Genomic DNA, 26141 nt, shown 5'->3' with positions numbered 1-26141 from the left:
CGCAAAGCGGATCGATTCCAGAGCCCGTGCACTCAATTTCATCCGGATCACCGGCAACTCCCCCGTAAATCCATGCGATGCGCCACGACACACGCCCTACGTCACAGTTCGCGCATCACGGTTCACGCGTCACACATCCCACGTGAACACGTCACGCGTCTCACGTCACGCCCATTCGAACCTCATCGAATGGCCTTCCATGCATCCATGGCTGCCTCTTGAATCGAGCCTATAGCGGGGAACGGCCCCGCGCTCACGAGAGGAACAATGCGGATGATGCGCAAGGCGATTCTGAGCGCCGGTGCCATGTCACTGAGCGTCATGGCGCTGATCGGCTTCGGTCCGGTCGCTCACGCTGACAACGGCGCGTGCCCCAAGAACAGTTTCTGTCTGTTCGAGCACGACAACTTCCTGGGCGGGCGAGCCGTGTTCCACAAGACCACCAGGCATCTGGGATATCGCGAGTTCGACAATGGCGTCACGGTGGGCGACAACGCCAGCTCAATGATCAACAACATGGGCGTGGCCGTGGGGCTCTATCAGGACGGCGACTGCACGGGTAGGCATTACAACGCCCGCAAGGAAAGCACCGATTCCGACTTCAGCAACAACGCCTTCGACAACAAGGCCAGTTGCCTCGTCGTCAGCTAGCGCCTTCTCTCTGGATCATCTCACTGGCCGGATATCCCTCCCGGCAAGGAGGGACAGGGAACTCGGCAGCAACACGGCGAGTTCCTGACTCCTGGGTCGGCGGCATCGCGCTCGCCCGGTCGGTGAGGTGATCCGAAGGAGGTGCGCGGCATCGGCCGGCGCAGCCGCGTTCCGGAGAGGCAGCGAGGCGGCCGTGGCACCGCCCGCGCGAGATCGGCCGACGCGCACGAGCCCGAGCGGCATCGACGCCCTCTTAGAACTCTCTTAATCCCGCTGACTATTCACTGACGTATGAAATCCCACCTCGCCACGGCCACGGTGCGACGTCCCCGTCCCACCCGCACCAGCCGTACCACCCGGGTGCTGGCCGCCTCCCTCGCGCTCACCGCGACCACCCTCGGAGTCGCCGGATGTGACAGCGCGTCCGCCGGCACCCTGGAGGGCAGCCGCCTCTCGCTGCCCGTCTCCGGCGGCACGGCGGTCGTCGACACCGCCTCGCTGGCCGTGAACGCGCACACCGAGGACGGGCGGCAGCTGGTGCTGTCGGCGCCGGCCGGCGGTGGGCTCGGCAGGCCGGGGCCGGTGACCCGTACGGCCGACGGGGCGCGCTGGAGCTACCCCGACAAGGGGCTCCAGGTGACGGCGAGTTCGGAGCGCGGGCGGCTGCGGATCAGGCTGCGGGCGGACCGCGACGGGTCGGTGAGCTGGCCGGTGACCGGCACCGACCAGGCCGCCTCCGCCGTGCAGGTCCCGCGCGGCGAGGGGCTGGACATCCCCGTGAAGGACGCCTTCTGGAACGCCGGCCCCGAGAAGGGCGGGCTGGCCGGCAGCACCGTCGACATGGGCGAGGCCCTGTCCCTGCCCCTGTGGGGCTACTCCATGGGCGGGGCGGGCGGCAAGGGCGGGCGCGGCGTCAGCTACCTCACCCCCACCGACCTCGGCACCTCACTCAAGTTCGCCTCCACCGGCGGCCGGCTGCGCACCACCGCCGAGCACGCCTTCGACGCCGGTGAGGGCACCCGCGACTACGAGGTCTCCTTCGCCCTCACCGACGGCAACCCGGTCGCCTCCGCCGCCGACTACCGCTCCTACCTCGCGCAGCACGGCCAACTCGGCAGCCTGCGCAAGAAGATCGAGCAGAACCCGGCCAACGCCAAGCTGCTGGGCGCGTTCCACGCCTATGTGTGGGGCGATGCGCGCACCGCCGCGGGGGTGGACAAGCTGAAGAAGCTGGGCGTGGACCGGATGTGGCTCGGTTACGACGCCGGACCCGACCCGATGAAGGCGCAGGCGGTGCGGGCCGCCAAGCAGGCGGGCTACCTCGTCGGCCCGTACGACACCTTCGCCAACGGCCAGGACCCGAAGACCGCCGACAGCCCCACCTCCGTCTGGCCGGACCGGGTCTATCCCGACTTCTGCGTCCGCAAGGCCGACGGCACCCCGGAGACCGGCTTCGGCAACCGCGGCTGCTACCTCAGCTCGCGCGCCTTCGAGAAGGCCGAGCCGGCCGAGCACTACCTCGCCGACCGCACCCGCACGATGGTCGCCAACGGCGCGGACAGCTACTTCCTCGACGTGGACGCGACGGGAGAGCTGTTCCGTGACCACGGCAAGGGGCATGAGATGACCAAGGCCGGGGACCGCGCGAGCCGCCTGGCCCGGATGCAGCGGCTGTCGAAGAACCTCGTCCTCGGCTCGGAGAGCGCGCAGGCATGGGCCAACAAGGTGGTGGCCTACGACCACGGCTCGGGTACCCCGGTCGACGACGGCCTGTGGAAGCTGGAGAAGGACCGGCAGACGTGGGGCGGCTACTACCCGGAGAAGGCCCCCACCGCCTTCTTCAAGCCGGTGCGGCTGCCCGGCAAGATGGCCACCGCCATGTACGACCCGAAGTACCGCGCGCCGCTCTACGAGACCGCACTGCACGGTTCGCTGGTGAATGCGGAGCGCTGGGAGCTGTCGTACGAGAAACTGCCGGCTCAGAAGACCACCAGGGCGCTGCTGGCGATGCTCTACAACACCCCGCTCAACTATGTCCTCGACGGCCCGGCGCTCGAGCGGAACGGGCCCGAACTGGCCGCGCTGCAGAAGTACTTCTCGCCGCTGCACCGCGCCGCGGGTACCGAGCAGCTGACCTCGTTCCGGTGGCTGACCGGCGACCGTACGGTCCAGCGCACGGTCTTCGGCAACGGCAAGCTGACCGTGACCGCCAACTTCGGCAGCAAGGCCGTGAACGGGCTGCCGGGCGGCTGTGTGGACGCCAAGCCGGCGGGGGACCAGCAGCCGCGGCGGCTGTGCCCGGCGCAGTTGAACGGCTGAAGGACTGACCGGCTGGCGGGGTGAACCGCCGGTCGGCCTTCGGGGCCGCCGGTCGGCCTTCGGGGCCGCCGCCCTTACACGGCCGCGGCCCCGCACGGACGCCCCTCACACGGCCACGGCCCCGCCACTGAGGGCAGCGTTCCGCCCGGGAAACAGTGCAGATGCGGGCGGGTAACAGCCGCGCCGCAGGCTGACGGCATGACCTCGATGCCGCCGCACCCCGATGCCAGGCCGGGCCCTGCCCCCGGCTCCCCCACCCTCGTCCTCATCGGCCACGGCATGGTCGGCCAGCGCTTCCTGGAGGAGCTGGCCGACCGCGGTGTCACCGCGCGGACACGGGTGGTCGTGCTGTGCGAGGAGCCCCGCCCGGCCTACGACCGCGTCCAGCTGACGTCGTACTTCGCCGGCCGCACCCCGGAGGACCTGAGCCTGGCCGGTCCGGACTTCATGGCCCGGCACGGCATCGAACTCCACCTCGGCGACCCGGCCACGGCCGTCGACCGCACCACCCGTACGGTCACCGCCCGCTCCGGCCTGACCGTCCGCTACGACGCCCTGGTGCTGGCCACCGGCTCGTACCCGTTCGTGCCGCCGGTGCCGGGAAGGGACAGCACGGGCTGTTTCGTCTACCGCACCCTCGAAGACCTGCTCGCCATCGAGGAGTACGCCAAGAACGCCCGCACCGGTGTGGTGGTCGGCGGCGGACTGCTCGGCCTGGAGGCGGCCGGGGCGCTCAAGGGGCTCGGACTGCGTACCCACATCGTGGAGTTCAGCCCGCGGCTGATGGCCCTCCAGGTCGACGAGGGCGGCGGCCGGGCGCTGCGCCGTACCGTCGAGGGGATGGGGCTGGAGGTGCACACCGGCGTCGGCGGCAAGGAGATCGTCGCGGACGGGGCGGGCGCGGTCACCGCCATGGGCCTGTCCGACGACTCCCGTATCGAGACGGATCTGGTGGTCTTCTCGGCCGGTGTCCGCCCCCGCGACCAGCTCGCCAGGGACTGCGGGCTGCCGGTCGGCGAGCGGGGCGGCATCGTCGTCGACGCGCAGTGCCGCACCGACGACCCCGCCGTGTACGCGATCGGCGAGTGCGCGCTGGCCGCGGACGGCCGGGTCTACGGGCTGGTCGCCCCGGGCTACGACATGGCCCGGGTGGCGGCCGCCACCCTCGAAGGGCAGCTCGGCGGCGGCACCGGGGAGCCCACCGGCTTCACCGGCGCTGACCTGTCCACCAAGCTGAAGCTGCTCGGCGTGGACGTCGCGTCCTTCGGCGATGCGCAGGGCACCACCGAAGGCTGCCTGGACGTGGTCTACGCCGACTCCCGCAGCGGCGTCTACAAGAAGCTGGTGATCGGCGCCGCGGGCGAGCTGCTGGGCGGTGTGCTGGTCGGCGACGCCGAGGCGTACGGGATGCTGCGGCCGCTGACCGGCACCGTTCCCCCGCTGGCGCCCGAGCAGCTGGTGCTGCCCGCCGGGGCCGCGGCCGGGGACAGCGGCGCGCTCGGCCCGTCCGCGCTGCCGGACGACGCGGTGCTGTGCAACTGCCACAACGTGACCAAGGGGACGGTGCGGGCGGCGGTCACCGAGCACTCCTGCGGCACCCTTCCCGAGATCAAGAAGTGCACCAAGGCCGGTACCGGCTGCGGCAGTTGCGTGAAGTCGCTGACCGCCGTGATGAACGACGAACTGGCCGCGTCCGGCGTCACCGTCGACACCGGTCTGTGCGGCTGCTTCCCGCACACCCGCGCCGAGCTCTACGAGATCGTGCGGACACTGCGGCTGACGAGCTTCGCCGCGCTGCTGGACTCGCACGGCCGCCCTGGGGCCAGGAACGGCGAAGGCTGCGAGATCTGCAAGCCCGCCGTCGGTTCGATCATCGCCTCCCTCGCGCCCAGCGTGGGCGCCGACGGCTATGTCCTCGACGGGGAGCAGGCCGCCCTCCAGGACACCAACGACCACTTCCTCGCCAACCTCCAGCGCAACGGCTCGTACTCCATCGTGCCGCGCATCCCCGGCGGGGAGATCACTCCGGAGAAGCTGATCGTGATCGGCGAGGTGGCCCGCGACTTCGGCCTCTACACCAAGATCACCGGTGGCCAGCGGATCGATCTGTTCGGCGCCCGGGTCGACCAGCTCCCGCAGGTGTGGGCCCGGCTGGTGGCGGCCGGCTTCGAGTCGGGGCACGCGTACGGCAAGGCGCTGCGCACCGTGAAGTCGTGCGTCGGCCAGACCTGGTGCCGCTACGGCGTGCAGGACTCGGTCCGTATGGCCATCGAACTGGAGCTGCGCTACCGGGGCCTGCGCTCCCCGCACAAGCTGAAGTCCGCGGTCTCCGGGTGCGCGAGGGAGTGCGCGGAGGCCCGCGGCAAGGACTTCGGTGTCATCGCCACCTCCCAGGGCTGGAACCTGTACGTGGGCGGCAACGGGGGCGCCGACCCGCGCCATGCCGACCTGCTCGCCCAGGACCTGGACGACGCCGGGCTGATCCGCCTGATCGACCGCTTCCTGATGTTCTACATCCGCACCGCCGACCGTCTGGAGCGCACCTCGGCCTGGCTGGAGCGGATCGGGGGCGGCCTCGACCACGTACGGGACGTCGTCGTGCACGACTCCCTGGGGCTGGGCGAGGAGCTGGAGGCCCTGATGGCCGCCCATGTCACCCACTACCGCGACGAGTGGGCCGAAACCCTCGCCGATCCCGAACGGCTGGCCCGCTTCGTGTCCTTCGTCAACGCGCCCGGCGCACCCGATCCGTCCGTGCGCTTCGTACCGGAGCGCGACCAGGTCAAGCCGGATCTGACGCTGCTGGCCGGCCCCACTCTGCCCGTTCGCACGCTGGAAGGGACTTCTGTCTGATGGCTACCGCGCTCACCCCTGTCGACTCGCTCACCTCCCTCGCCCGTCCCGCCACCGGCGTCACGGCCACTGCCACCACCTCCGCCACTGCCACCACCTCCGCCACTGCCACTGCCACTGCCACTGCCACTGCCGCCACGGTCGAGATCCGTTGCCCCCAGGGCTGGGTCGCGGTGTGTACGACGGACGACCTCACCCCGGGGCGCGGGGTCGCCGCCCTCCTCCCGGACGGCACCCAGGCCGCGCTCTTCGCCAACCGCGCCGGGCAGACGTATGCGATCGCCAACCGCGATCCGTTCACCGGCGCCCAGGTCCTCTCCCGCGGCCTGACCGGCTCGGCCGACGGCCGGGCGTTCGTGGCATCGCCGCTGCTCAAGCAGCGTTTCGACCTGGCGTCCGGGGACTGCCTGGACGACCCGGAGGTCGCGGTGGCGGCCTATCCCGTACGGACGCGGGGCGGGGAGCGCGACTCCTGAGGCCGCCCCCGCCCCGCCCCTGCCCCGCCCCTCCCTCACCCATAGCTCCCGGAGGATTGAGCGCAACCCATCGGTTGCAGCTCCTGTCGTTACGTGCAACCATCGGGTAGCACGTAAGCATCGGAAGGCACGACAGGAGGAGCACCCCATGAGCACCGGCAGCAATCAGCACAAGGACAGCGGGGCGGGCGGCGCCCACGACCGCATCGAGCGGGAGATCAGCATCGCCGCACCCGTGGAGCGCGTCTGGGCCGTGCTCACCGAGCCGGAGCACGTCGGCTCATGGTTCGGCCAGGGCGAACCGGCGCCGGTCGACCTGCGGCCGGGCGGGATCATGGAGCTCGACCACGGTGAGTACGGCCAGTTCCTGACCAAGATCGTGAAGGTGGACCCGCCGCACCACTTCTCGTACCGCTGGGCCAGTGCGCACCCCGGCGAGGTGGCGGTCGAGGGCAACTCCACCCTCGTCGAATTCACCCTCACCGAGGAGGGCGACGGCACCCACCTGCGCGTGGTGGAGAGCGGATTCGCCGGCCTCCACATCCCGGCGGACCGGCAGAAGACCGCCGGGTACGAAAGCCACTCCGCGGGCTGGTCCGGCCAGGTGGAGAACATCCGGCGGTACACGGAGCAGCTCGCGGCATGACGAGGGCTGGAGAAGCGGGCGGGGGGCCAGTCGGGGGCGGCGGTCAAGGCTCGGGCGTCGGCCGGGGCTCGGGGGCGGCGCCGGGTGCCGGCCAGGGGTCAGGTTCGGGCTCGGGTCCGGGCGCGGGCTCGGACGCCGTGGCGGAGGTCTTCTCCGCGCTGGCGGACCCGACCCGCCGCCGGATACTCGACGCCCTCGCCGCGCACGGCGAGGCGACCGCCACGGTCCTGGCGGCCGAATTGCCGGTCAGCCGCCAGGCCATCGTCAAACACCTGGGGATCCTGGACCGCGCCGGTCTGGTCGCAGGACACCGGGAGGGCAGGGAGGCGCGCTACCACGTCATACCGGAGCGACTGGGAGTCACCGCCCGGTGGATGGACCGGGTGGCCGCCGCCTGGGACACCCGTCTCTCGGCGATCAAGCGCCTCGCCGAGGAGGAGTGAGCACGGGCGCGACGCCTGGGGCAGCCCGGGCAAAGGGCGGACGGAGCGCGGACGGAGCGCGGAGGACGACGGAGGGCGTGCGAAGGCGGGCGGAAGGCCCTCCGCCCCGCCCTCCGTCGGCTCTCGTCGGCTCTCGTCGGCTCTCCTCCGGCCCTCTCCAGCCCCGCCCGCCCCTCCCGCCTACTCCCACGTACTCTGGTCGCCCCCGTACGGAGGAGCACAGGCGTGACCCGGTGGAACACCAGCCACATCGCCGACCAGACCGGCCGCTCGGCGGTCGTCACCGGCGCCAACAGCGGACTCGGCTACGCCACGGCACGTGAACTGGCCCGGCACGGCGCCCGCGTACTGCTGGCCTGCCGCAACGAGGCGCGGGGCATGGCCGCCCTGGACCGGCTGCGGTCCGACGTACCCACCGCCGAAGCCGAGTTCCGGCCCCTCGACCTGGCCGATCTCTCCTCCGTCCGGGACTTCGCCGCCGCCCTCGACGACTTCGACGGTGACCGCCTCGACCTGCTCATCAACAACGCCGGCGTGATGGCACTGCCGTACCGGACCACCGCCGACGGCTTCGAGATGCAGTTCGGCACCAACCACCTCGGCCACTTCGCGCTGACCGGGCTGCTGCTGCCCAAGCTCCTCGCCACACCCGGCGCCCGGGTCGTCACCGTCTCCAGCATGCTGCACGCCCTCGCCGACCTCGACTACACCGACCTCAACAGCGCGCGCTCCTACCGCCGCTGGATCGCGTACAGCCGTTCCAAGAGCGCCAACCTGCTCTTCACCCACGAACTGACCCGGCGGCTGGCCGCGGCCGGCTCCCAGGTCGTCGCGGCCGCCGCGCACCCCGGATACGCCTCCACCAACCTCATGACCGCGGGCGTCCGCATGGAGGGCCGCACCTCCGCCGAGCGGATCATCGACTTCGGAACCGGCCTCATCGGCCAGTCCCCGGACGGCGGCGCCCTGGGCACCCTCTGCGCGGCCACCGCGCCCCATATGCGGCCGGACTCCTTCATCGGTCCGCGCAACGGGCTGCGCGGCGCCCCCGCCCAGTCCTTCCGCGCCCCCTGGACCAAGAAGAACGCCGACGGCGAGCGCCTGTGGGCCGCGTCGGAAGAGCTCACCGGCGTCCACTACGACTTCTCGCGGCCGGCCGCGGCATTCTGACCGACCGGTACGGCACGGTCGGCCGGTGCCTGTACGGGCCGTTCCCGTGCCGCCGTTCCCTGTATTGGCCGTTCCCCGTGCCGGCCGGCCCGCCCCTGTACTAGCCGTTCCCGTGCCGGCCGTTCCCGCTCGTCCGCGCGGGCTGCAGGCCGCGCCACCCGCGTCAAGACCCCGTGAAGAACACCCCGTTGCCCGCCAAGGGGCCGCCAAAGCCGGTGGGCGCCAGTCGCCCGGCCCCGCACGCTGGCCTGGTCCCATACGGTGCCGCACGGAGGTACGACGCACAATGCCGATGGTGTCCCGGCCCGATGGCCGACCCGAGGAACCGCCGGATACCACCCCCCGCACCGGCACGGGTACCGGCACGAGTACCGGCACCGGCAGCGCCCAAGCCGGCGCTGTCGAACCCGCTCATGCGCCGACTGGTGAACGAAGCGGCGAGCCGTCTGGTGAACCCATAAGCGAGCCGGCCGCCGAGTCCGATTCCCGCCACCGGCTCACCACACTCCAGGGCCTGGCCGCCCTCTCCCTCGATGCCATGGCGTCCGTCGCCTACGGCCCCGAGTCGATCGTGCTGGTCCTGGCCGCGGCAGGCAGCTACGGCCTGGGTTTCACGCTCCCCGTCACCCTCGCCATCGCCGCGCTGCTGGCCGTCCTGGTCGCCTCGTACCGCCAGGTGATCGCCGCCTTCCCCGACGGCGGCGGCTCGTACGCGGTGGCCAAGACGCACCTCGGCCGCCGGGCCGCCCTGGTGGCCGCCGCCTCCCTCCTCCTCGACTACGTCCTCAATGTCGCGGTCTCCGTGACGGCCGGTGTAGCGGCCCTGACCTCGGCGTTCCCCGCGCTCTACGACGACCGGACGGCGATCTGCCTGGCGGTGCTGCTGCTGATCACCGGCATCAACCTGCGCGGCATCGTCGACTCGGCGAAGGCGTTCCTCGTCCCCACCGCCGTCTTCATCGGCGCCATCCTGACGATGATCGTCGCCGGCCTCCTCCGCGACGCCCCCGCCTCGGCCGTCACCACAGACGGTCACGCCTCCGGCCTCGCCCACCCCGCCACCACGGTCGGCGCCCTGCTCCTGCTCAAGGCCTTCGCGTCCGGGTGCTCGGCGCTGACGGGCGTCGAGGCGGTGGCCAACGCGGTGCCGTCCTTCCGGGCTCCGGCGGCCAGGCGTGCCCAGCGCACCGAGGTCGCGCTCGGCGCCCTGCTCGGCGTGATGCTGATCGGGCTGTCCGTCCTGATCGGCCGCTTCCACCTCCAGCCGGTCGCGGGCGTGACCGTCCTCGCCCAGCTCGCGGACGCCTCCCTGGGCCACAACGGGGCCTTCTACGTGGTCCAGTTCGCCACCATGGTGCTGCTGGCCCTCGCCGCCAACACCTCCTTCGGCGGGCTGCCCGTCCTGACGGGCCTGCTCGCCCGGGACAACTACCTGCCGCACGTCTTCGGCCTCAAGGCGGACCGTCAGGTCCACCGTCACGGCGTGCTGGCCCTCGCCGCCGTGGCCGCGGCGCTGCTGCTCGTCTCCGGCGGCGAGGTCAACACCCTCGTCCCGCTGTTCGCCATCGGAGTCTTCGTCGGCTTCACGCTCTGCCAGATCGGCATGGTCAGGCACTGGCGCCGCAACCGCTCCGCCGGGTGGCGCGGCAAGGCCCTGCTGAACGGTTTCGGCGCCCTGCTCACCGGCGTCTCCGCGCTCGTCGTCACCGCCACCAAATTCACCGAGGGCGCCTGGCTCCTCGTCATCGCCCTGCCGCTGCTGGTCCTCACCTTCGAAGCCGTACACCGCGCCTATGCCCGTATCGGCGAACGCCTCGGCCTGGGCCGCGTCCCCGAACCCCCGCACCGGGCCCCCTCCCTCGTCATCGTCCCCGTCTCGCATCTCTCCCGGCTGACCTGCGAGGCCCTGAACGCGGCGGTGTCCCTGGGCGATGAGGTGGTGGCGGTCACCGTCACCCACGACGCCCCCGAGGACCGCCCGGCCGCCGAGGCCCTGCGCCGCGACTGGGAACTGTGGAACCCCGGCGTGGAACTCCTCGAACTGCCCTCCGCCGCCCGCTCCCTCGGCCGTCCCATCGCCGCCTACGTCACCGGCCTGGCGGCACGACGCCCCACCACCCGCGTCACCGTCCTGATCCCGGAGGCCGAACCCGCCCACCTCTGGCAGCGCCTGCTGCAGAACCAGCGCGGCGCGGTCGTCGCCCGCGCGGTGCGCCGGGACACGGACGCGGTCATCTGCCGGCTGCGGTTCCGCCTGGAGCCGCAGGGCGCCCGCTCGTGACGCCGGACTGAGCGGGCGGGGGACGGCTCGTGGCGGGGGATCGACTCGTGATCCGGAACGACTCGTGAGGGGAAACCACTCACCGCTGACTGCTCACTGCTCACTGCTCACTGCTCACTGCTCACTAATCACTACTCGTGACGACACGGCCCGCTCCTCGTAACGCTCCGTTGTCAGTGGTGCGTCCTACCGTGAGGTCATGAACTCCGCACACCCCGCCATGGCTAGGGATTACGACGGTCACTGCGCCGCCATCGTCGACCAGGCCGCACTGCTGGCGTCCTGCCTCAAGGAGCGGGACGCCGACCTGACGACCACCGTCCCCTCCTGCCCGGACTGGAACCTCGCCCAGCTGCTCCGGCATCTGGGCGAGGCCCATCGCTGGGTCGAGGACCTGGTACGGACCCGGGCGACCGAGCCCCCGCCCGAGACCGCCCTCCGCGTCCTGCCCCGCGACACCACCCAGTCCCCTGCCGAGGCCGCCGCCTGGCTCCTCGAGGGCGCCCGCCGCCTTGCCGACACGCTCCGCTCCACGGGCCCCGATGTCCGGATCTGGACGCCGCTCCCCTCCGGCTCCCCACGCTTCTTCGCCCGCCGCATGGCTCACGAGACGGTCATGCACCGGGCCGATGTCACGCTGGCGCTCGGCAGCGACTTCACCGTCGACCAGCGCCTCGCCCTCGACACCCTCGACGAATGGATGGAACTCGGCTCCCTCCCCGAGATGTTCGACTTCCACCCCGACCGACGCGAACTCCTCGGCCCCGGCCGCACCCTCCACTTCCACGCCACGGACACCCCACCGGAAGCCGCCGCCGACTGGCTCGTCGACCTCACCGGCGGCACCCTCGCCTGGCGCCGCGCCCAGGAACCGGCCGCCGTCTCCGTCCGCGCCCCGCTGATCGACCTCCTGCTCCTCATCTACGGCCGTACCCCCTCCGACGGCACCACCTTCGAGATCACCGGCGACGCGGACCTGCTGGAGTTCTGGCTGGCACGCGTGCTGTTCGGCTGAGGACCGGGGTATCGCCCGGCGCCCCACTCACCGCACCCCACTCACCTCACGCCACCTCACCCCGCTCACCCCGTCCCGGCCCACCCCGGCCCACCCCGGAGACGAACCCATCAGGCCGCCGGCACGTGGATTAAGTTGACCTCGCCCACAGGCACCAGCCCACCCGAACCAACCCACCCGAGGAGAGCGCCCCATGACCGAGCCCGACCGGCCGCCGGGCAGCACTCCCGGCCTGCCTCCCCCACCTCCCCCGGACCCCGGCGGCAGCCACGTCGTCATCTCCAAGATCGACGGCGAGGTGTCTTTCCTGCCCAACTTCCCTCCCGAGCGTGCGGTGGAGCTCTATCACCGCCACTACAGGCGCCCGCCCTCCTGAGAGAGGCAGTGGGAGAGAAAGTCGGAGAGAAAGCGGCAGCAGCAAAATGATCAAAGTCCCCCGGCATGAGTTTCATGACACCACCGGTTCTCAGGCGAGACGGTGCGCAACAGGAGCAGAAAATGACCAGTCCGCAGGACCAGCACACGCCCCCCACCACCCCCGAGGAAGCACTCGCCATCGTCCGCAGCCGCTATGCCGGACCCAAGCTGCCGGACGGCTCCCCCGCCCCCCTGCACGTCCATGAATTCGACATCGGCTACCTCGTGTACGCCGCCTCTCCCCGCACTCCGGACGCATCCGGCCCCCCGCAGCCGGCCCCGCCCGGCGGGTCAAAGATCATCGTCGCCAAGGACACCGGCGAAACCGTCACCGTGCCCAACTTCCCCACCGAGGCGGCCATCGAGCTGTATCGCAAGCAGCGTCAGTCCGATGCATAGCGGAACGGACTCACCGTCGACGACGACAGCGAGCATGTCCCGGTAGCCGTCCGGCACCGACCACCAGGCCGCGACATCCGGATGCCGGCCCCTGTCGCGCGTCGGCGCGCGCCGGCACCCCGCCCCGCGGCCCCGTTTCGTGCAGATGCCATGCGCGCTGCACAGTCGTGCGGCAGAGTGGACGGTCGCACCGCCGGTGATCGTCGGTCACCGGTAGGTTACGAGCGCAGGGGGCGACGTGCCATGACGGAGATCAACAGGCGGCGGCTGTTGGCGGCCGGCGGCGGGGCGGCCCTCGCCGCGGGACTGGCGACCGCATGCGGGTCCAACACCGGTCGGGGCAGCGGTGGTTCGGGGCCCGCGCTCAGCCAGTGGTACCACCAGTACGGGGAGCCCGGGGCCCAGCAGGCCGTGAAGCGGTACGCCGCCGCGTACCGCAAGGCGAACGTCTCGGTGCAGTGGCGGCCGGGTGACTACGACCGGCAGACGGCGGCCGCGCTGCTCACCGACTCGGGGCCGGACGTCTTCGAGGCCAACGGGCCGCTGCTGGACCAGATCCAGGGCGGTCAGGTGGTCGATCTGACCGCCGAGGTCGAGCCGGTGAAGGACGACTTCCATCAGGCCGTGCTGGCACCGAAGATCTGGCAGGACAAGATCTGGGGCATCCCGCAGGTCGTCGACATGCAGCTGCTGTACTACCGCAAGAGCCTGCTGAAGAAGGCCGGGGTGCGGCCACCGCAAACGCTCGACGAGCTGGTGGACGGCGCGAAGAAGCTCAGCGGCAAGAAGTCCAAGGGGCTGTTTCTGGGGAACGACGGCGGAGTGGGCGTGCTCGGCGGGACGCCGCTGTTCGCCGCCGGGCTGAGCCTGATCACGGCGGACGGCAAGGTCGGGTTCGACGATCCGGCCGCGGCGCGCACCCTCGGCAAGATCCGGCAGCTGTACGCGGACAAGTCGTTGCTGCTGGGTGCGCCCACGGACTGGTCCGATCCGGCCGCCTTCATCCAGGGGCTGACCGCCATGCAGTGGTCGGGCCTGTGGGCGCTGCCGCAGATCAAAAAGGCGCTGGGGGACGACTTCGGGGTGCTGCCGTTCCCGAAGGACGGAAGCGGAGGGAAACCCTCCGTTCAGGTCGGCGCCTATGGCTCCGCGGTCAGCGCGCGGAGCTCGCGCAAAGCAGAGGCCAAGGCCTTCGCGAAGTGGCTGTGGGTGGACCGCACCGACTACCAGCAGGACTTCGCGCTGTCGTACGGATTCCATATCCCGGCGCGGATCTCACTGGCGAAGAAGGCCCGGCAGCTGCGGTCCGGCCCGGCGGCGGACGCGGTCCGGTTCTCGGCCGATCACGGCTATGCCGAGCCGCTGTTGTGGACGACCGCGGACCGTACCGCCTATCAGGACGCGCTGAGCCGGATCATCAAGGACGGCGCCAACCCGGAGAGCGAGCTGAAAAGCGTGGTGCGCAAGGTCAATGCCGAGCTCCAGCGGGTCAAGAAGAAGTGACCACCGGCGGGACCGAAGAAGCGGTCACAGACGTACCGGCCCCGCGTGCCGCGGCGGGGCCGGAAGCCGCCCCCCGCTCGCCCGGCACCCGGTGGCTCGGCCCGCAGCGGCGGAATCTCTGGTTCTGGGTCTTCGTCGGGCCGTTCGCGATCGGGCTGGGGCTGTTCACGTACGTGCCGTTGGTGTGGAGCGTCTACCTGAGCTTCTTCGACGCCCACAACACCGTCAGTCCGTCCGGCTCGGATTTCGTCGGGCTGGGCAACTACACCGCGATGCTGAGCGATCCGGCATTCCTCGGCAGCCTGGGCACGTTTGCGCTGTTCACGGTGTTCATCGTGCCCGCGACCTATGCGCTGTCGCTCGCCCTGGCGCTGATGGTGAACCGGCTGCGCTTCGCCCAGGCGTTCTTCCGGTCGGTGTTCTTCCTGCCGACCGCCTGCTCCTATGTCGTCGCATCGGTGATCTGGAAGCTGTCGGTCTTCAACGGGGTGCGGTTCGGACTGGCCAACACCGTGCTGGGCTGGTTCGGCACGGACCAGACCGCCTGGCTGTCGACGACCCATCCGCCCTGGTACTGGCTGGTCATCGTGACCGTACGGCTGTGGCTGCAGGCCGGGTTCTACATGATCCTGTTTCTGGCCGGACTGCAGCGGATCTCACCGCAGTTGTACGAGGCGGCGGCGATGGACGGGGCGCGGCCGGGCTGGCAGGTCTTCCGGCACATCACCTTTCCGCAGTTGCGCGCCACGTCCGTGGCGGTGGTGCTGCTGTTGGTGATCAATGCCTTCCAGGCGTTCGACGAGTTCTACAACCTGCTGAGCGATGCGCGCGGCTATCCGCCCTACGCCCGGCCACCGTTGGTCTACCTCTATTACACGGCACTCGGACAGGACCAGAATCTCGGGCTGGGCAGCGCGGGCGCGGTGATCCTGGCGCTGATCATCGCGGTGGCGACGGTCGTCCAGGCCCGCTGGTTCGGCCTCGGCCGCAAGGAGGAGTGAGCACCGATGCATGACGCGCTGACCAGAGCCGGGCGGGCGCTGCGGGTCGTCACCGTGATCACCCTCGCGCTGCTGTTCCTCATCCCCTTCTATCTGCTGGTGCGCAACGGGCTGGCCACCGAACGGGAGATCACGGCCCCCGGCTGGACGTTCTTCCCGCACGAGCTGCAGTGGTCACATCTCACCGAGGTCTTCCGGGATCCGGACCTCCCCCTGGGCCGGGCACTGCTCAACTCCACGCTGATCGCGGTCTCGACGACCCTCGGAACGGTCGTGCTGGCCTCGCTCGCGGGGTACGGCCTGGCCCGGATCCCCTACCGGCACGCCCCTGTCGTCTTCTACGCGGTCCTGGGGACGCTGATGGTCCCGGCGGCCGTGACGTTCGTACCGAGCTTTGTGCTGGTGTCGTCGCTCGGATGGATCTCCTCCCTGCGGGGTCTGGTCATTCCGACGCTGTTCAGCGCGTTCGCCTGCTTCATCTTCCGGCAGTACTTCCTGGGCTTCCCCAGAGAGCTGGAGGACGCGGCACGGGTCGACGGGCTCGGCTACTGGCGGACGTACTGGCGCATCGTGGTGCCCAACGCCCGGCCGGTCTTCGCCGCCGTCGCCACCATCGTCTTCATCGGTGCCTGGAACGCGTTCCTGTGGCCGCTGGTGATCGGGCAGGACCAGGAGGCCTGGACGGTGCAGGTGGCGCTGTCGACGTTCACCACCGCGCAGAACCTCAATCTGCACGAGCTGTTCGTGGCCGCGGCGGTCTCGATCGCCCCGTTGGTGGTGGTCTTCCTGCTGCTCCAGCGGTACATCGTGGCGGGAGTGGAACGCAGCGGGATCGACGACTGAGGCATTGAGCCCACCCGCCGGGAGGGAGTACGGTGCGTGGCATGAGCACGCACCCGACCCTCCGTGAGGTGGCACCGCGCGAGAGCGGCCCCCGCGGCGAGTGCGCACCCCGCGGCCTGAGCTTTCTGCGCCGCCGCGGCCGGGTGGGATCTCCCCCGGCCGGTTGTTCCTGTACGGCCTGACGGCTTCCTGCGGTGACGGCTTCCCGCGCCGGCAGCTTCAGGCGCTGCCGGCTTCCTGCGCTGACGGGTTCACGGGCTGACGGCCACCTGCACTGACGGGTTCTTGCCCGGAACTGCGGCGGGCAGCGGTCCGTCCGACGACCGCGTCCGCCGTGGCCGCACCGCGATCCCCCGGCCAGGCACACGACGCCCCTCCCCTCCGTCCCACCCGCCACCTCCCTCTCTCCCCGACCAGGAGGACCAGTTGACGACGCTCGCCGGTTCCACGGCTTCCCCCGCTCCCGTGCCCACCCCCGCCCTGCGCCCCCACCGCATCCCCGCCGACGGCCTGCACGAAGGGCACCGCGTCCTGCGCCGCACCCCCGACGACTGGGAGGACCGGCCGTACGAGCGCTTCGAGGTCGTGCCGCAAGCGGCCACCATCGGGGCCGAAATCCGCGGGCTGGACCTGTCCCGTCCGCTCTCCGGCGGCCTGCGCGCGGAGCTGAACCGGGCGTTGCTGGAGTGGAAGGTGCTGTTCTTCCGCGGGCAGCATCTGAGCTCCGCGGCCCAGCGCGAATTCGCGCGCAATTGGGGCGAGCTGGAGAGCAACCCGTTGCTGGCGTGGGGCGATTCGAAGGATGTGGTGCGCTTCGACAAGGCGGCCGGCGGGGTCCCGACGTTCGAGAACGTATGGCACACGGATGTCACGTTCCGCGAACGCCCGGCGCTGGGTGCGGTGTTGCAACTGCGGGAGGTGCCGCCCGCGGGCGGGGACACCCTGTGGGCCGATATGGCCGCGGCATACGACAATTTGCCGCCGGAAATCCGGGCACGGGTCAATGAGGCGCGGGCGGTGCACGACTATCTCCCGGGTTTCGCGCGCTTCTACTCCGCCTTTCAACTGGCGCCATTTCAGGAGCAGTTCCCTCCGGTCGAGCATCCGGTGGTGCGCCGGCACCCGGAGACCGGGCGGCGGATGCTGTTCGTCAACGCCTCCTTCACCACCCGGATCGTGGGCCTGGAGGAGGCGGAGAGCGACCGGCTGTTGCGCGTGTTGTTCCAGCAGGCGCAGGTGCCGGAGTTTCAGGTGCGGTGGCGCTGGCAGGCGGGGGACCTCGCGTTCTGGGACAACCGTGCCACCCAGCACTACGCGGTGAACGACTACGGAATGCATCGCCGGGTCGCCGAACGGGTCGCCATCGCGGGCGACCGCCCCTACTGATCGCGGGCCCGGCGTATCCGCCGCCCGCCAGGAGGCACCTGAGGGGCGGCAGCCGGAGCCGGACTCGCGGCAGCCGGAGCCCGACTTGCCGCACCCGGAGCCCGACTTGCCGCAGGGCGCCCCCGGCGCCCGGCACGACGTGCCCCACGCGCCCGGAAGCGTGCCCGGCGCCGCTCACCCCAGCCGTTCGTACGCCGCCGCTTCCGCCGGACGCGCACCGCGCAGCAGGGCCGCCCCCAGCGGGGTGAGGGTGTGCAGTACCGCGTTGCCCTGCCGCAGGGTGACCAGCAGGCCGGCATCGCGGAGCACCGTCGCATGCTGGCTGGCGGAGGCCAGCGAGACATCGGCGCGGCGGGCGAGTTCGCTGGTGGTGCAGCCGACGCCGACGCCCTGGAGTATCGCGGAACGGGTCTGGCCGACGAGCCGGCCGAGGGAACGTTCCGGCGGCACCGGCGGGGTGAGCCGCGGCGCCGGGTGTTCCACGGGGTAGACCAGCACCGGCGTCAGCTCCGTGTTGTGGAAGGTGACCGGGGTGCGGCGGCAGAAGTACGACGGCAGCAGCAACAGCCCCCGGCCGCCGAGGTGGAGATCGCGGTCGACCGGATAGTCGGCCTCCAGTACGGGCGGGCGCCAGCGCATCATCGGCGGGAGCGAGGCGAGCAGCCGGTCCGCGCCGCCGTCGAGCAGTGCCCTGCCGCGGGCGGCCCGGTCGGCCTCGATACGGCACTGGACGCGCGGCCAGTACGGGGCGACGGCCGCCTCGTAATAGCGCTGGAGGATCCCGGCGAGCCGGCCGAGGGCACGGGTGTCGCCCTCGGCCATCGCCCGTATCCACGAAGGGAACGGGCGGGTGGCCGTGGAGAGCCGGGACAGTTCCTCGTGCAGCCGGGCGGACGGCGTCTCGCGCAGCGCGGCGAGCGCGTCGGTCATGCCGAGGAGCCCTTCGGCGGGCGTCAGGAAATCGGGAAAATACCCGCGGGTGGGCACGAGCGGCGCCAGCAGTCGCGCTTCGCCATTCAACCTTCCGCGCGTTTCCGATCGCCATTTGCCGAACGCCGAATCGTCCCGTCGGTCGCGCAGCCGGTGAAAGCTCAGGACGGTCTCCCACAGTGCGTCCGGGCGTGCCGCAATGCGCACACGGGCCAGATCGAGTCCACTGAAATGGACGCGTAACACCGAAACCCCCACCTCTGGTTTCCTCAGTCGGCCCCCGGCACGCCTGAGTATGCACGCCAACACGTGCGGTCACCATGCCCTTTTGGCCAGACTTGAAAGTGGTCGCGCCACCGGGCCGGGTGGAGGAAAGCTTGTACTCAATTCAGCGGCGGTGCGAACGGACCGGATTGCTCGATCCCGTGGGGGGTGATGGGCAACCACCCGGCCGCTCGCCGGCCCCGCTGAAGGCCGCACCCCGCGCCGACCGGGGTGACGGCAGCTCCCGAGGGGGGAGTCCGGAAAAAGCGAGGGCGGCACCTCCGCACAGGTGCCGCCCTCGCCATTCTGACCTGCGAAGATGCCACACAGACAGGATCTGGCACGGGCCCGCATCCAGCACTCGGATGCGGGCCCTGTTCGGTGCCTGGGGTCAGTGGGAGCCTGCGGCCGGCTGGCGCCCGGAGTCAGTCGGTGCCGGGCGTCAGTCGGTGCCGGGCGTCAGTTGGTGCCCCGGGCACCGCGGTGACGGCGCACGGCGAAGACCGCCCCGCCGCCGAGCAGCACGGCGGCGCCGCCGACGAGGCCGAGCCGCGGCACGTCGGGCGACGTACCCGTCGCGGCGAGGCTGCCGCCGGTGGCGGCCGACGCCGGCTGGGCGGAGGCGGTGGAGCCGGCGGAGGCCGGGGAACCGTTCCGCGCGCCCGGCTTCGACTTCGGCTTCGGGCGGTCCTTGTCCTCGACCTTGCCGGGCTTCGCCGCGCCGACCGTGCCGGGCTTGCTGCCGGCCGGCAGCACCTTGAAGACGTAGCGGTTCATGGGGCCGTGGACACACGGGTTGTACGCGTCGGAGGCGTCACCCGCGAGGAGGGCGAAGGCATCGATGGCCGGGGCCTTCTTTTCGAGCGTCATCCGCATCTTCACCTCGGTGCGGGCGCCGGGCTTCATGCCCTTGACGGAGGCAATGTGGGAGGGACCCTCCGTCGAGTCCAGCTCGCGCCAGCCGGAGCCGTCGGCCCACTGCACCTTCATGAAGTGCTGCTCCTGGTCCTTGGCGTCCAGGCGGAAGAACACCAGCGGGTCCACGTCCAGCGTGCGGTCGGTGGCGTTGGCCACGGTGAACGAGAAGTCGACCGTGGTCCCGGCGACGACCTTCGCGGGCAGGCGGTTCGCGAGGACGGTCAGGCCCGGCACGCGTACGCAGGCGCCGGCAGCGGCGAGCGCCTGGTCGGCCGCGTCCTTGGCCTTGCGGGCCTCGGCCGAGGCGGTCAGGACCTTGTTCCACTCCCGGAACGCCGCGACCTGGGCGTCGTCCCATGCGTCCCTGGCCGCCTTGCGCTTGGCGTCCGCGTCCGCCTTGGCATCGGCGGCGGTCTTGGCTTCGGCCTCGGCGGCGCTCAGCACCTCCTGGGCCTTGGCCTTCCCTGCCTCGTCCTGGGCTGCGCCCAGCGCGGCCTTGGCGTCCTCGACGGCCTTGTCGGCGGCGGTCTTGTCGGCGTCGGCAGCCTTGGCCGCCTTGTCCGCGGCGAGGTAGGCCGCCTTGAGCGGGTGGGAGTCCTGGTCCAGGGCTTCCATGGTGGTCTTGATCTTCTCGCGGCCGGCCTTCTCGGCGGCGACCGCGTCCTCGTACGCCTTGTTCGCGTCGTCGGCGGCCTTCTTCAGTTCCGCGTAGGTCGGCTTCTGCTGCGTCTGCGCCGGGGCCTTGGTGTCGGCGAAGGCGGAGCCCGCGGAGAGCAGGACCACAGGCGCGGTCACAGCGGCGACGGCTGCGGTCGCGAGGGTACGGCGAAGGTTCACTGGAGACCTTATTCCTGGTCAAAGAGAAGGGAATCCGCCGCGTGGGCAGAGCGCTCAGGCGTGCGGGATGCCTGGGATCTTATGACCGATATAAGGCCTAAGGGCAACGAAAAAATTGCTTGGTACGAGTACTCCCACCCTCGCCCCCGGCGGGTAAATCGGGGCAATACCCGGCAGTTGCCCTCTTTGCCGCAGGTTTTTCTGTGATCTAACCAACGGGACCGCCCGGTCGGCCCGCGACCGGCTTCGCCCCTTCTTCAACTGCCCGGCGGTGCACGGGCGTTGCGTCACCGCCGCACCGCGGAGACACCGGTCCACCGCGGACGCGCGTCCGCGGACCAAAGACCGAGGGCGGCACCTCCGCACAGGTGCCGCCCTCTTGGGGTGCCGGAGCCGACAGCCGGGCGGCTGAGGGTAGGGCCCGTACTGCCGGGCTCCGGTGGGTCTTTCATGCCACCGCGGGCGCACTCGGCGCCCCTGGTGACCGGTGGGGGCAGTGGCGCTCACCGCCCCCGGTGCGGTCAGCGGCTGTCGCTGCCCTTGGACTCGGCGGCCGCGCGGCCCGCCTCCAGCCGTGCGACCGGGATGCGGAACGGGGAGCAGGAGACGTAGTCCAGTCCGGCCTCGTGGAAGAAGTGGACGGACTCCGGGTCACCGCCGTGCTCGCCGCAGACGCCGAGCTTGAGGTCCGGGCGGGTGGCCCGGCCGGCCGCGGCGGCGTTGCGGACCAGGGAGCCCACGCCGTCCTTGTCGATGGTCTCGAACGGGCTGACGCCGAAGATGCCCTTCTCCAGGTACGCGGTGAAGAAGCTGGCCTCGACGTCGTCGCGGCTGAAGCCCCAGACCGTCTGCGTGAGGTCGTTCGTACCGAAGGAGAAGAAGTCGGCCGACTCGGCGATCTGTCCGGCCGTGAGGGCGGCGCGGGGCAGCTCGATCATCGTGCCGAGGGTGAGCTTGAGGCTGACGCCGTGGGCCTTCTCGACCTCGGCGATGACCCCTTCGGCCTCCTCGCGGACGATCTCCAGCTCCTGGACGGTGCCCACCAGCGGAATCATGATCTCCGCACGCGGGTCGCCCTTGGCGTTCTTGCGCTCGGCCGCGGCCTCGGCGATCGCCCGTACCTGCATGGCGAACAGACCGGGGATGACGAGCCCGAGGCGCACACCGCGCAGGCCCAGCATCGGGTTCTGCTCGTGCAGCTTGTGCACCGCCTGGAGGAGCCGCAGGTCGTTCTCGTTGGCGTCCTTGCGGGCCTCGGCGAGCGCGACCCGGACCGACAGCTCGGTGATGTCGGGCAGGAACTCGTGCAGCGGCGGGTCCAGCAGCCGGACGGTTACCGGCAGTCCGTCCATCGACTCGAACAGCTCGATGAAGTCGGCCTTCTGGAGCGGCAGCAGCTGGCTGAGCGCGGCGTCCCGGTCGGTCTCGGTGTCGGCCAGGATGAGGCGCTCGACCATCTCGCGGCGCTCACCGAGGAACATGTGCTCGGTGCGGCACAGGCCGATGCCCTGGGCACCGAACCGGCGGGCGCGGGCGGCGTCCTCGGCGTTGTCGGCGTTGGCCCGTACGCGCAGCCGGCGTACCCGGTCCGCGTAGGCCATGATCCGGTGAACGGCCTTGACCAGCTCGTCGGCGTCCTCGGCACCGGCGTGCATCCGGCCCTCGAAGTACTCCACGACCGGGGACGGCACGACCGGCACCTCGCCGGCGTAGACCTTGCCGGTGGAGCCGTCGATGGAGACGACGTCACCCTCCTCGATGACGGTGCCGCTGCTGGTCGTCATCCGGCGGGCCTTGGTGTCGACCTCCAGCTCCTCGGCGCCGCAGACACAGGTCTTGCCCATGCCGCGGGCGACGACGGCGGCGTGCGAGGTCTTGCCGCCGCGGGAGGTGAGGATGCCCTCGGCGGCGATCATGCCGTTGAGGTCGTCGGGGTTGGTCTCGCGGCGGATCAGGATGACCTTCTCGCCGGAGCGCGACCACTTGACGGCGGTGTACGAGTCGAAGACGGCCTTGCCGACCGCCGCGCCCGGGGAGGCGGCGATGCCGCGGCCGATCGTCTCGGACTTCGCGCCGAGGTCGAAGCGGGGGAACATCAGCTGCGCCAGCTGCGCGCCGTTGACCCGCTGCAGGGCCTCGGCCTCGTCGATCAGGCCCTGGTCGACGAGCTGGGTGGCGATCCGGAAGGCGGCACCGGCGGTGCGCTTGCCGACCCGGGTCTGCAGCATCCACAGCTTGCCGCGCTCGATGGTGAACTCGATGTCGCACAGGTCCTTGTAGTGCGTTTCGAGCGTTTCCATGATCTGCATCAGCTCGTCGTACGACGCCTTGTCGATGTTCTCGAGGTCGGCGAGCGGCACGGTGTTGCGGATACCGGCGACGACGTCCTCGCCCTGCGCGTTCTGCAGGTAGTCGCCGTAGACGCCCTGGTGGCCGCTGGCGGGGTCGCGGGTGAAGGCGACGCCGGTGCCGGAGTCGGGGCCCAGGTTGCCGAAGACCATGGAGCAGACGTTGACCGCGGTGCCGAGGTCGCCGGGGATGCGCTCCTGGCGCCGGTAGAGCTTGGCGCGGTCGGTGTTCCACGAGTCGAAGACCGCGCGCACCGCGAGGTCCATCTGCTCGCGGGGCTCCTGCGGGAAGTCCCGGCCGGTCTCCTTGGACACGATGCCCTTGAAGTGCGCGACCAGGCTCTTGAGGTCGGCGGCGTCGAGCTCGATGTCGACGCGGACGCCCTTGGCCTGCTTGGCCTCCTCCAGCGCCTCCTCGAAGAGCTCGCCGTCCACGCCCAGCACGGTCTTGCCGAACATCTGGATCAGGCGGCGGTAGGAGTCCCAGGCGAACCGCTCGTCACCGGCCTGTGCGGCGAGGCCGGAAACCGATGCATCGGAGAGGCCGATGTTGAGGACGGTGTCCATCATGCCGGGCATGGAGAACTTCGCCCCGGAACGGACCGATACGAGCAGCGGGTCGTCGGCCTGGCCGAGCTTCTTGCCCATCTGCTGCTCAAGGGCGTCCAGGTGCTCGGAGACCTCGGCACGCAGTGCCGCGGGCTCGGTGCCGCTGTCGAGGTAGACCTTGCAGGCCTCGGTGGTGATCGTGAAGCCGGGAGGGACCGGAAGTCCCAGGTTGGTCATCTCGGCGAGGTTCGCACCCTTGCCACCGAGGAGGTCCTTGAGCTCCTTGTTGCCCTCGGTGAAGTCGTAGACGAACTTCACGGACGAAGGCTGGGTTACGTGGGGATCTTGCGTTTCCGGCACGGCACTGACTCCTCGCCGACGGGCTGCCCTGACGGCGAGGAACATACCCAGATCGAAGGCGCATGGGTACGTCCACTTGGTCGACATACGTGCGTAACCAGCCGTCCGCCACTGGATCGAAAGTGATCATGCATTCGGGCGTAACTTCATTACCTGAATGCATCACTCCGCTACGCAGTCAAAACAGCTTTGTATGCTACTCAGAGCAACGGATGGCGTAATCCTTCGAACACATGACGCATGGCACCCGGTGCCACCATTGGAGAGATGGAGCCCCATCGGTAGCGCTCATCTGAGCGCAACCCCTATCAGGGGTGGCGAGAATCACGCGCTCATGTGTGACCGGGTCCCATCATTTGGACCTCTTCAGCCTCTCGCTCGACGACCCGTTCACGGAAGACATCGACCGGGACACGCACCCGGTCCCCTGCGGCCGGCGGATCCGGGCGTCGCCATCGGGCCAAGTTCTCGCCCCACGGCTATCGACCGCCCCTCGCCTCCCTCGCCTCCCCTGGCCCCTCTCACCCCTTGGCCCGGCGTCCGCTCCGTCGCGGCCGGGGGTCCTGGCCGTCCAGCAGCTCCAGGCGCCGCTCCGCGCCCCGGGTCTCGACCTGCAGCACGATCCGGCCCAGCAGATCCGCGAGGTCCAGCGCCTCGTCGTCGCTCAGGGCCTCGGTGACAAAGGCTTCCTCGGTGTGAAACTCCGGGAAGACCCTGATCATCAGCCGCTCGCCCTCGGGGGTAAGGGACAGCAGGGCGAGCCGCCCGTCGGCCGGATGGGTCCTGCGCTCCAGCAGGCCGCGGCCCTGGAGCGTGCGGGCGACGCCGGTGAGCGTGCCCTTGGAGATGCCCGCGTCCTCGGCGACCCGCCACGTCTCCCGCTCGCCCCAGATCCAGACCACCCACAGCACGACGAAGGAGGTCCAGGACAGCTCGGCGTCGCGCAATACGGAGTTCTCGAAGTACTGCCGTACGGCGGCCGCGGCACGGTAGAGGCTCGCGACCGCGGCCATCCGCTCATGACAGACGGGGACGGGGGTCTCACCGAGTCTGGCCTGGACCGCCTTCTCCGTATCCGCGAGGGAACGGCGCCCGCTCACCACAACAGCTCCCCCCGCTTCCGCCCGGTCCGTAGGTGCCCGGCGCCCGCATGCACCCGGCAGGTGACACCCAGTGCCTATATGGCCTCAAAATGGACTCAAACGGTAGCGGCGGGTGAGGATCGTCCGCCCGCCGACACGCCCCGCACACCTGAGGCGTGCCTCCGAGTGGGCGCACCTCGGCTTCGGTACGAAAGCGGGCCCGGCACCTCCGCCACACGGGGGGGAGATGCCGGGCCGTGCACCAGGGGCCGGCGTCAGCCGCCCGACGTGTCCAGCTCCGCGTCGGCGTCCACGCCCGCGCAGTCGTAGGGGTCGTCCAGCCAGCCGTCCGGCAGGACGACGCGGTTGCGGCCGGAGGTGCGGCCGCGCGGGCCGTCCGCGCCCACCGGCCACGGCTGGTCCAGGTCCAGCTCCGACAGCAGCGCGTCCAGCTCGTCGAGCGAGGAGGTCACCGCCAGGCCGCGGCGCATCTCGGAGCCGATCGAGAAGCCCTTGGTGTACCAGGCGACATGCTTACGGAAGTCGATCACTCCGCGCTTCTCGTCGCCGATCCACTCGCCGAGCAGGGTGGCGTGCCGCAGCATCACCGCCGCGACCTCCTTGAGCGTGGGCTGCGCGTACCCCTGGGAGGCGTCGCCCCCGGCACCCGTGCCCTCGAAGGCGGCGACCAGATCGCCGAACAGCCAGGGCCGTCCCAGGCACCCGCGCCCGACGACCACCCCGTCGCAGCCGGTCTCCCGCATCATCCGCTGCGCGTCGTCGGCCGACCAGATGTCGCCGTTGCCGAGCACCGGGATCTCCGGGACATGCTCCTTCAGGCGCGCGATGGCGTCCCAGTCGGCGGTGCCGCCGTAGTGCTGGGCCGCGGTCCGCCCGTGCAGGGCGATCGCCGTGATGCCCTCCTCGGCGGCGATCCGCCCCGCGTCGAGGAAGGTGATGTGGTCGTCGTCGATGCCCTTGCGCATCTTCATCGTGACCGGCAGGGCCCCCGCGTTCGCCACCGCCTCGCGCAGGATCGAGCGCAGCAGGTTCCGCTTGTACGGCAGCGCCGAGCCGCCGCCCTTACGGGTCACCTTGGGGACCGGGCAGCCGAAGTTCAGGTCGATGTGATCGGCGAGGTCCTCTTCCGCGATCATGCGGGCGGCCTTGCCGACGGTGTCCGGGTCGACGCCGTACAGCTGGATCGAACGCGGCTTCTCGGTCTCATCGAAGTGGATCAGCTGCATGGTCTTCTCGTTGCGCTCGACCAGCGCCCGCGTCGTGATCATCTCGCTGACGAAGAGGCCCTTGCCGCCGCTGAACTCCCGGCACAGCGTCCGGAACGGGGCATTGGTGATCCCGGCCATGGGCGCGAGCACCACGGGCGGCTGCACCGTATGCGGACCGATCTGCAGCAGAGTCATGACGGCGATACCTTCGGCTTTCTTCG

General features: G+C 70.7%; 20 protein-coding genes. 15 read left to right on the top strand and 5 right to left on the bottom strand.

From position 1 onward, the window contains the following. Positions 1–273 precede the first annotated feature (273 nt). The 15 genes from D9V36_RS30095 to D9V36_RS30020 all read left to right on the top strand — a co-directional run bounded on the left by D9V36_RS30095 (position 274) and on the right by D9V36_RS30020 (position 17403). Positions 274–651 carry a peptidase inhibitor family I36 protein gene (locus tag D9V36_RS30095; RefSeq protein ID WP_164993060.1) on the top strand — a complete coding sequence of 126 codons (378 nt, stop codon included), beginning with the start codon at positions 274–276 and terminating at the stop codon, positions 649–651. 291 nt (positions 652–942) lie between these two features. Continuing rightward, a complete protein-coding gene (locus D9V36_RS30090; RefSeq protein WP_129296519.1) occupies positions 943–2970 on the top strand; it encodes a glycoside hydrolase in 2028 nt (675 codons plus the stop codon). A 198-nt stretch (positions 2971–3168) separates the two neighbouring features. After that, complete coding sequence (gene nirB, locus D9V36_RS30085; RefSeq protein WP_129296518.1) at positions 3169–5823, top strand: nitrite reductase large subunit NirB; 2655 nt, start codon at positions 3169–3171, stop codon at positions 5821–5823. A 146-nt stretch (positions 5824–5969) separates the two neighbouring features. Further along, positions 5970–6299, top strand: coding sequence for a nitrite reductase small subunit NirD (gene nirD, locus D9V36_RS30080; RefSeq protein ID WP_129298784.1), 330 nt, complete (start codon positions 5970–5972; stop codon positions 6297–6299). Positions 6300–6447: 148 nt separating this feature from the next. Then, on the top strand, positions 6448–6945 hold the full coding sequence (locus D9V36_RS30075; protein ID WP_129296517.1) for an SRPBCC family protein: 498 nt from the start codon (positions 6448–6450) through the stop codon (positions 6943–6945). A 137-nt stretch (positions 6946–7082) separates the two neighbouring features. Next, positions 7083–7388 carry an ArsR/SmtB family transcription factor gene (locus D9V36_RS30070; protein WP_129296516.1) on the top strand — a complete coding sequence of 102 codons (306 nt, stop codon included), beginning with the start codon at positions 7083–7085 and terminating at the stop codon, positions 7386–7388. Between the two features lie 225 nt (positions 7389–7613). Next, complete coding sequence (locus D9V36_RS30065; RefSeq protein WP_129296515.1) at positions 7614–8558, top strand: oxidoreductase; 945 nt, start codon at positions 7614–7616, stop codon at positions 8556–8558. Between the two features lie 286 nt (positions 8559–8844). After that, the gene (locus D9V36_RS30060; RefSeq protein WP_206739748.1) at positions 8845–10839 is read left to right on the top strand and encodes an APC family permease; all 1995 of its coding nucleotides are present in this window, start codon (positions 8845–8847) and stop codon (positions 10837–10839) included. A gap of 199 nt (positions 10840–11038) precedes the next feature. Then, a complete protein-coding gene (locus D9V36_RS30055; RefSeq protein WP_129296514.1) occupies positions 11039–11854 on the top strand; it encodes a maleylpyruvate isomerase family mycothiol-dependent enzyme in 816 nt (271 codons plus the stop codon). Positions 11855–12047: 193 nt separating this feature from the next. Beyond that, on the top strand, positions 12048–12230 hold the full coding sequence (locus D9V36_RS30050) for a hypothetical protein (RefSeq protein ID WP_129296513.1): 183 nt from the start codon (positions 12048–12050) through the stop codon (positions 12228–12230). 122 nt (positions 12231–12352) lie between these two features. Then, positions 12353–12670, top strand: coding sequence for a hypothetical protein (locus D9V36_RS30045; RefSeq protein WP_129296512.1), 318 nt, complete (start codon positions 12353–12355; stop codon positions 12668–12670). 243 nt (positions 12671–12913) lie between these two features. Then, positions 12914–14173: an ABC transporter substrate-binding protein gene (locus D9V36_RS30035; protein ID WP_129296511.1), complete on the top strand. Its 1260-nt coding sequence runs from the start codon at positions 12914–12916 to the stop codon at positions 14171–14173. After that, the gene (locus tag D9V36_RS30030; protein WP_206739747.1) at positions 14170–15174 is read left to right on the top strand and encodes a carbohydrate ABC transporter permease; all 1005 of its coding nucleotides are present in this window, start codon (positions 14170–14172) and stop codon (positions 15172–15174) included. The genes D9V36_RS30035 and D9V36_RS30030 overlap by 4 nt, the downstream gene beginning before the upstream one ends. Before the next feature lie 6 nt (positions 15175–15180). Beyond that, positions 15181–16017 (top strand): carbohydrate ABC transporter permease, encoded by an 837-nt coding sequence (locus tag D9V36_RS30025; protein WP_129296510.1) that lies wholly within the window; start codon positions 15181–15183, stop codon positions 16015–16017. Positions 16018–16443: 426 nt separating this feature from the next. Beyond that, positions 16444–17403 carry a TauD/TfdA dioxygenase family protein gene (locus D9V36_RS30020; protein ID WP_164993059.1) on the top strand — a complete coding sequence of 320 codons (960 nt, stop codon included), beginning with the start codon at positions 16444–16446 and terminating at the stop codon, positions 17401–17403. Between the two features lie 174 nt (positions 17404–17577). Here D9V36_RS30020 and D9V36_RS30015 read toward each other — a convergent pair whose 3' ends face one another. From D9V36_RS30015 to dusB, 5 genes are all read right to left on the bottom strand, one after another. Continuing rightward, positions 17578–18423 (bottom strand): ArsR/SmtB family transcription factor, encoded by an 846-nt coding sequence (locus D9V36_RS30015; RefSeq protein WP_129296509.1) that lies wholly within the window; start codon positions 18421–18423, stop codon positions 17578–17580. Positions 18424–19056: 633 nt separating this feature from the next. Continuing rightward, positions 19057–20352, bottom strand: coding sequence for a hypothetical protein (locus tag D9V36_RS30010; RefSeq protein ID WP_129296508.1), 1296 nt, complete (start codon positions 20350–20352; stop codon positions 19057–19059). A 521-nt stretch (positions 20353–20873) separates the two neighbouring features. Beyond that, entirely contained in the window at positions 20874–23567 is a 2694-nt protein-coding gene (gene ppdK, locus D9V36_RS30005; protein ID WP_129296507.1) for a pyruvate, phosphate dikinase, read from the bottom strand. 563 nt (positions 23568–24130) lie between these two features. Further along, positions 24131–24709: a MarR family winged helix-turn-helix transcriptional regulator gene (locus D9V36_RS30000; protein WP_164993058.1), complete on the bottom strand. Its 579-nt coding sequence runs from the start codon at positions 24707–24709 to the stop codon at positions 24131–24133. Positions 24710–24966: 257 nt separating this feature from the next. After that, positions 24967–26115 carry a tRNA dihydrouridine synthase DusB gene (gene dusB / locus D9V36_RS29995; RefSeq protein ID WP_129296505.1) on the bottom strand — a complete coding sequence of 383 codons (1149 nt, stop codon included), beginning with the start codon at positions 26113–26115 and terminating at the stop codon, positions 24967–24969. Positions 26116–26141 lie beyond the last annotated feature (26 nt).

This window comes from Streptomyces lydicus, from assembly GCF_004125265.1.
In the GTDB taxonomy this organism is placed as follows: domain Bacteria; phylum Actinomycetota; class Actinomycetes; order Streptomycetales; family Streptomycetaceae; genus Streptomyces; species Streptomyces lydicus_C.
This window is presented reverse-complemented; position numbering and strand designations above follow the sequence as displayed.

Excerpts from the sequence above, each read along its gene's own strand:
- D9V36_RS30095 (WP_164993060.1), top strand. The coding sequence starts at position 274 with ATGATGCGCAAGGCGATTCTGAGCGCCGGTGCCATGTCACTGAGCGTC.
- D9V36_RS30090 (WP_129296519.1), top strand. The coding sequence starts at position 943 with ATGAAATCCCACCTCGCCACGGCCACGGTGCGACGTCCCCGTCCCACC.
- nirB (WP_129296518.1), top strand. The coding sequence starts at position 3,169 with ATGACCTCGATGCCGCCGCACCCCGATGCCAGGCCGGGCCCTGCCCCC.
- D9V36_RS30075 (WP_129296517.1), top strand. The coding sequence starts at position 6,448 with ATGAGCACCGGCAGCAATCAGCACAAGGACAGCGGGGCGGGCGGCGCC.
- D9V36_RS30060 (WP_206739748.1), top strand. The coding sequence starts at position 8,845 with ATGCCGATGGTGTCCCGGCCCGATGGCCGACCCGAGGAACCGCCGGAT.
- D9V36_RS30055 (WP_129296514.1), top strand. The coding sequence starts at position 11,039 with ATGAACTCCGCACACCCCGCCATGGCTAGGGATTACGACGGTCACTGC.
- D9V36_RS30050 (WP_129296513.1), top strand. The coding sequence starts at position 12,048 with ATGACCGAGCCCGACCGGCCGCCGGGCAGCACTCCCGGCCTGCCTCCC.
- D9V36_RS30045 (WP_129296512.1), top strand. The coding sequence starts at position 12,353 with ATGACCAGTCCGCAGGACCAGCACACGCCCCCCACCACCCCCGAGGAA.
- D9V36_RS30035 (WP_129296511.1), top strand. The coding sequence starts at position 12,914 with ATGACGGAGATCAACAGGCGGCGGCTGTTGGCGGCCGGCGGCGGGGCG.
- D9V36_RS30025 (WP_129296510.1), top strand. The coding sequence starts at position 15,181 with ATGCATGACGCGCTGACCAGAGCCGGGCGGGCGCTGCGGGTCGTCACC.
- dusB (WP_129296505.1), bottom strand. The coding sequence starts at position 26,115 with ATGACTCTGCTGCAGATCGGTCCGCATACGGTGCAGCCGCCCGTGGTG.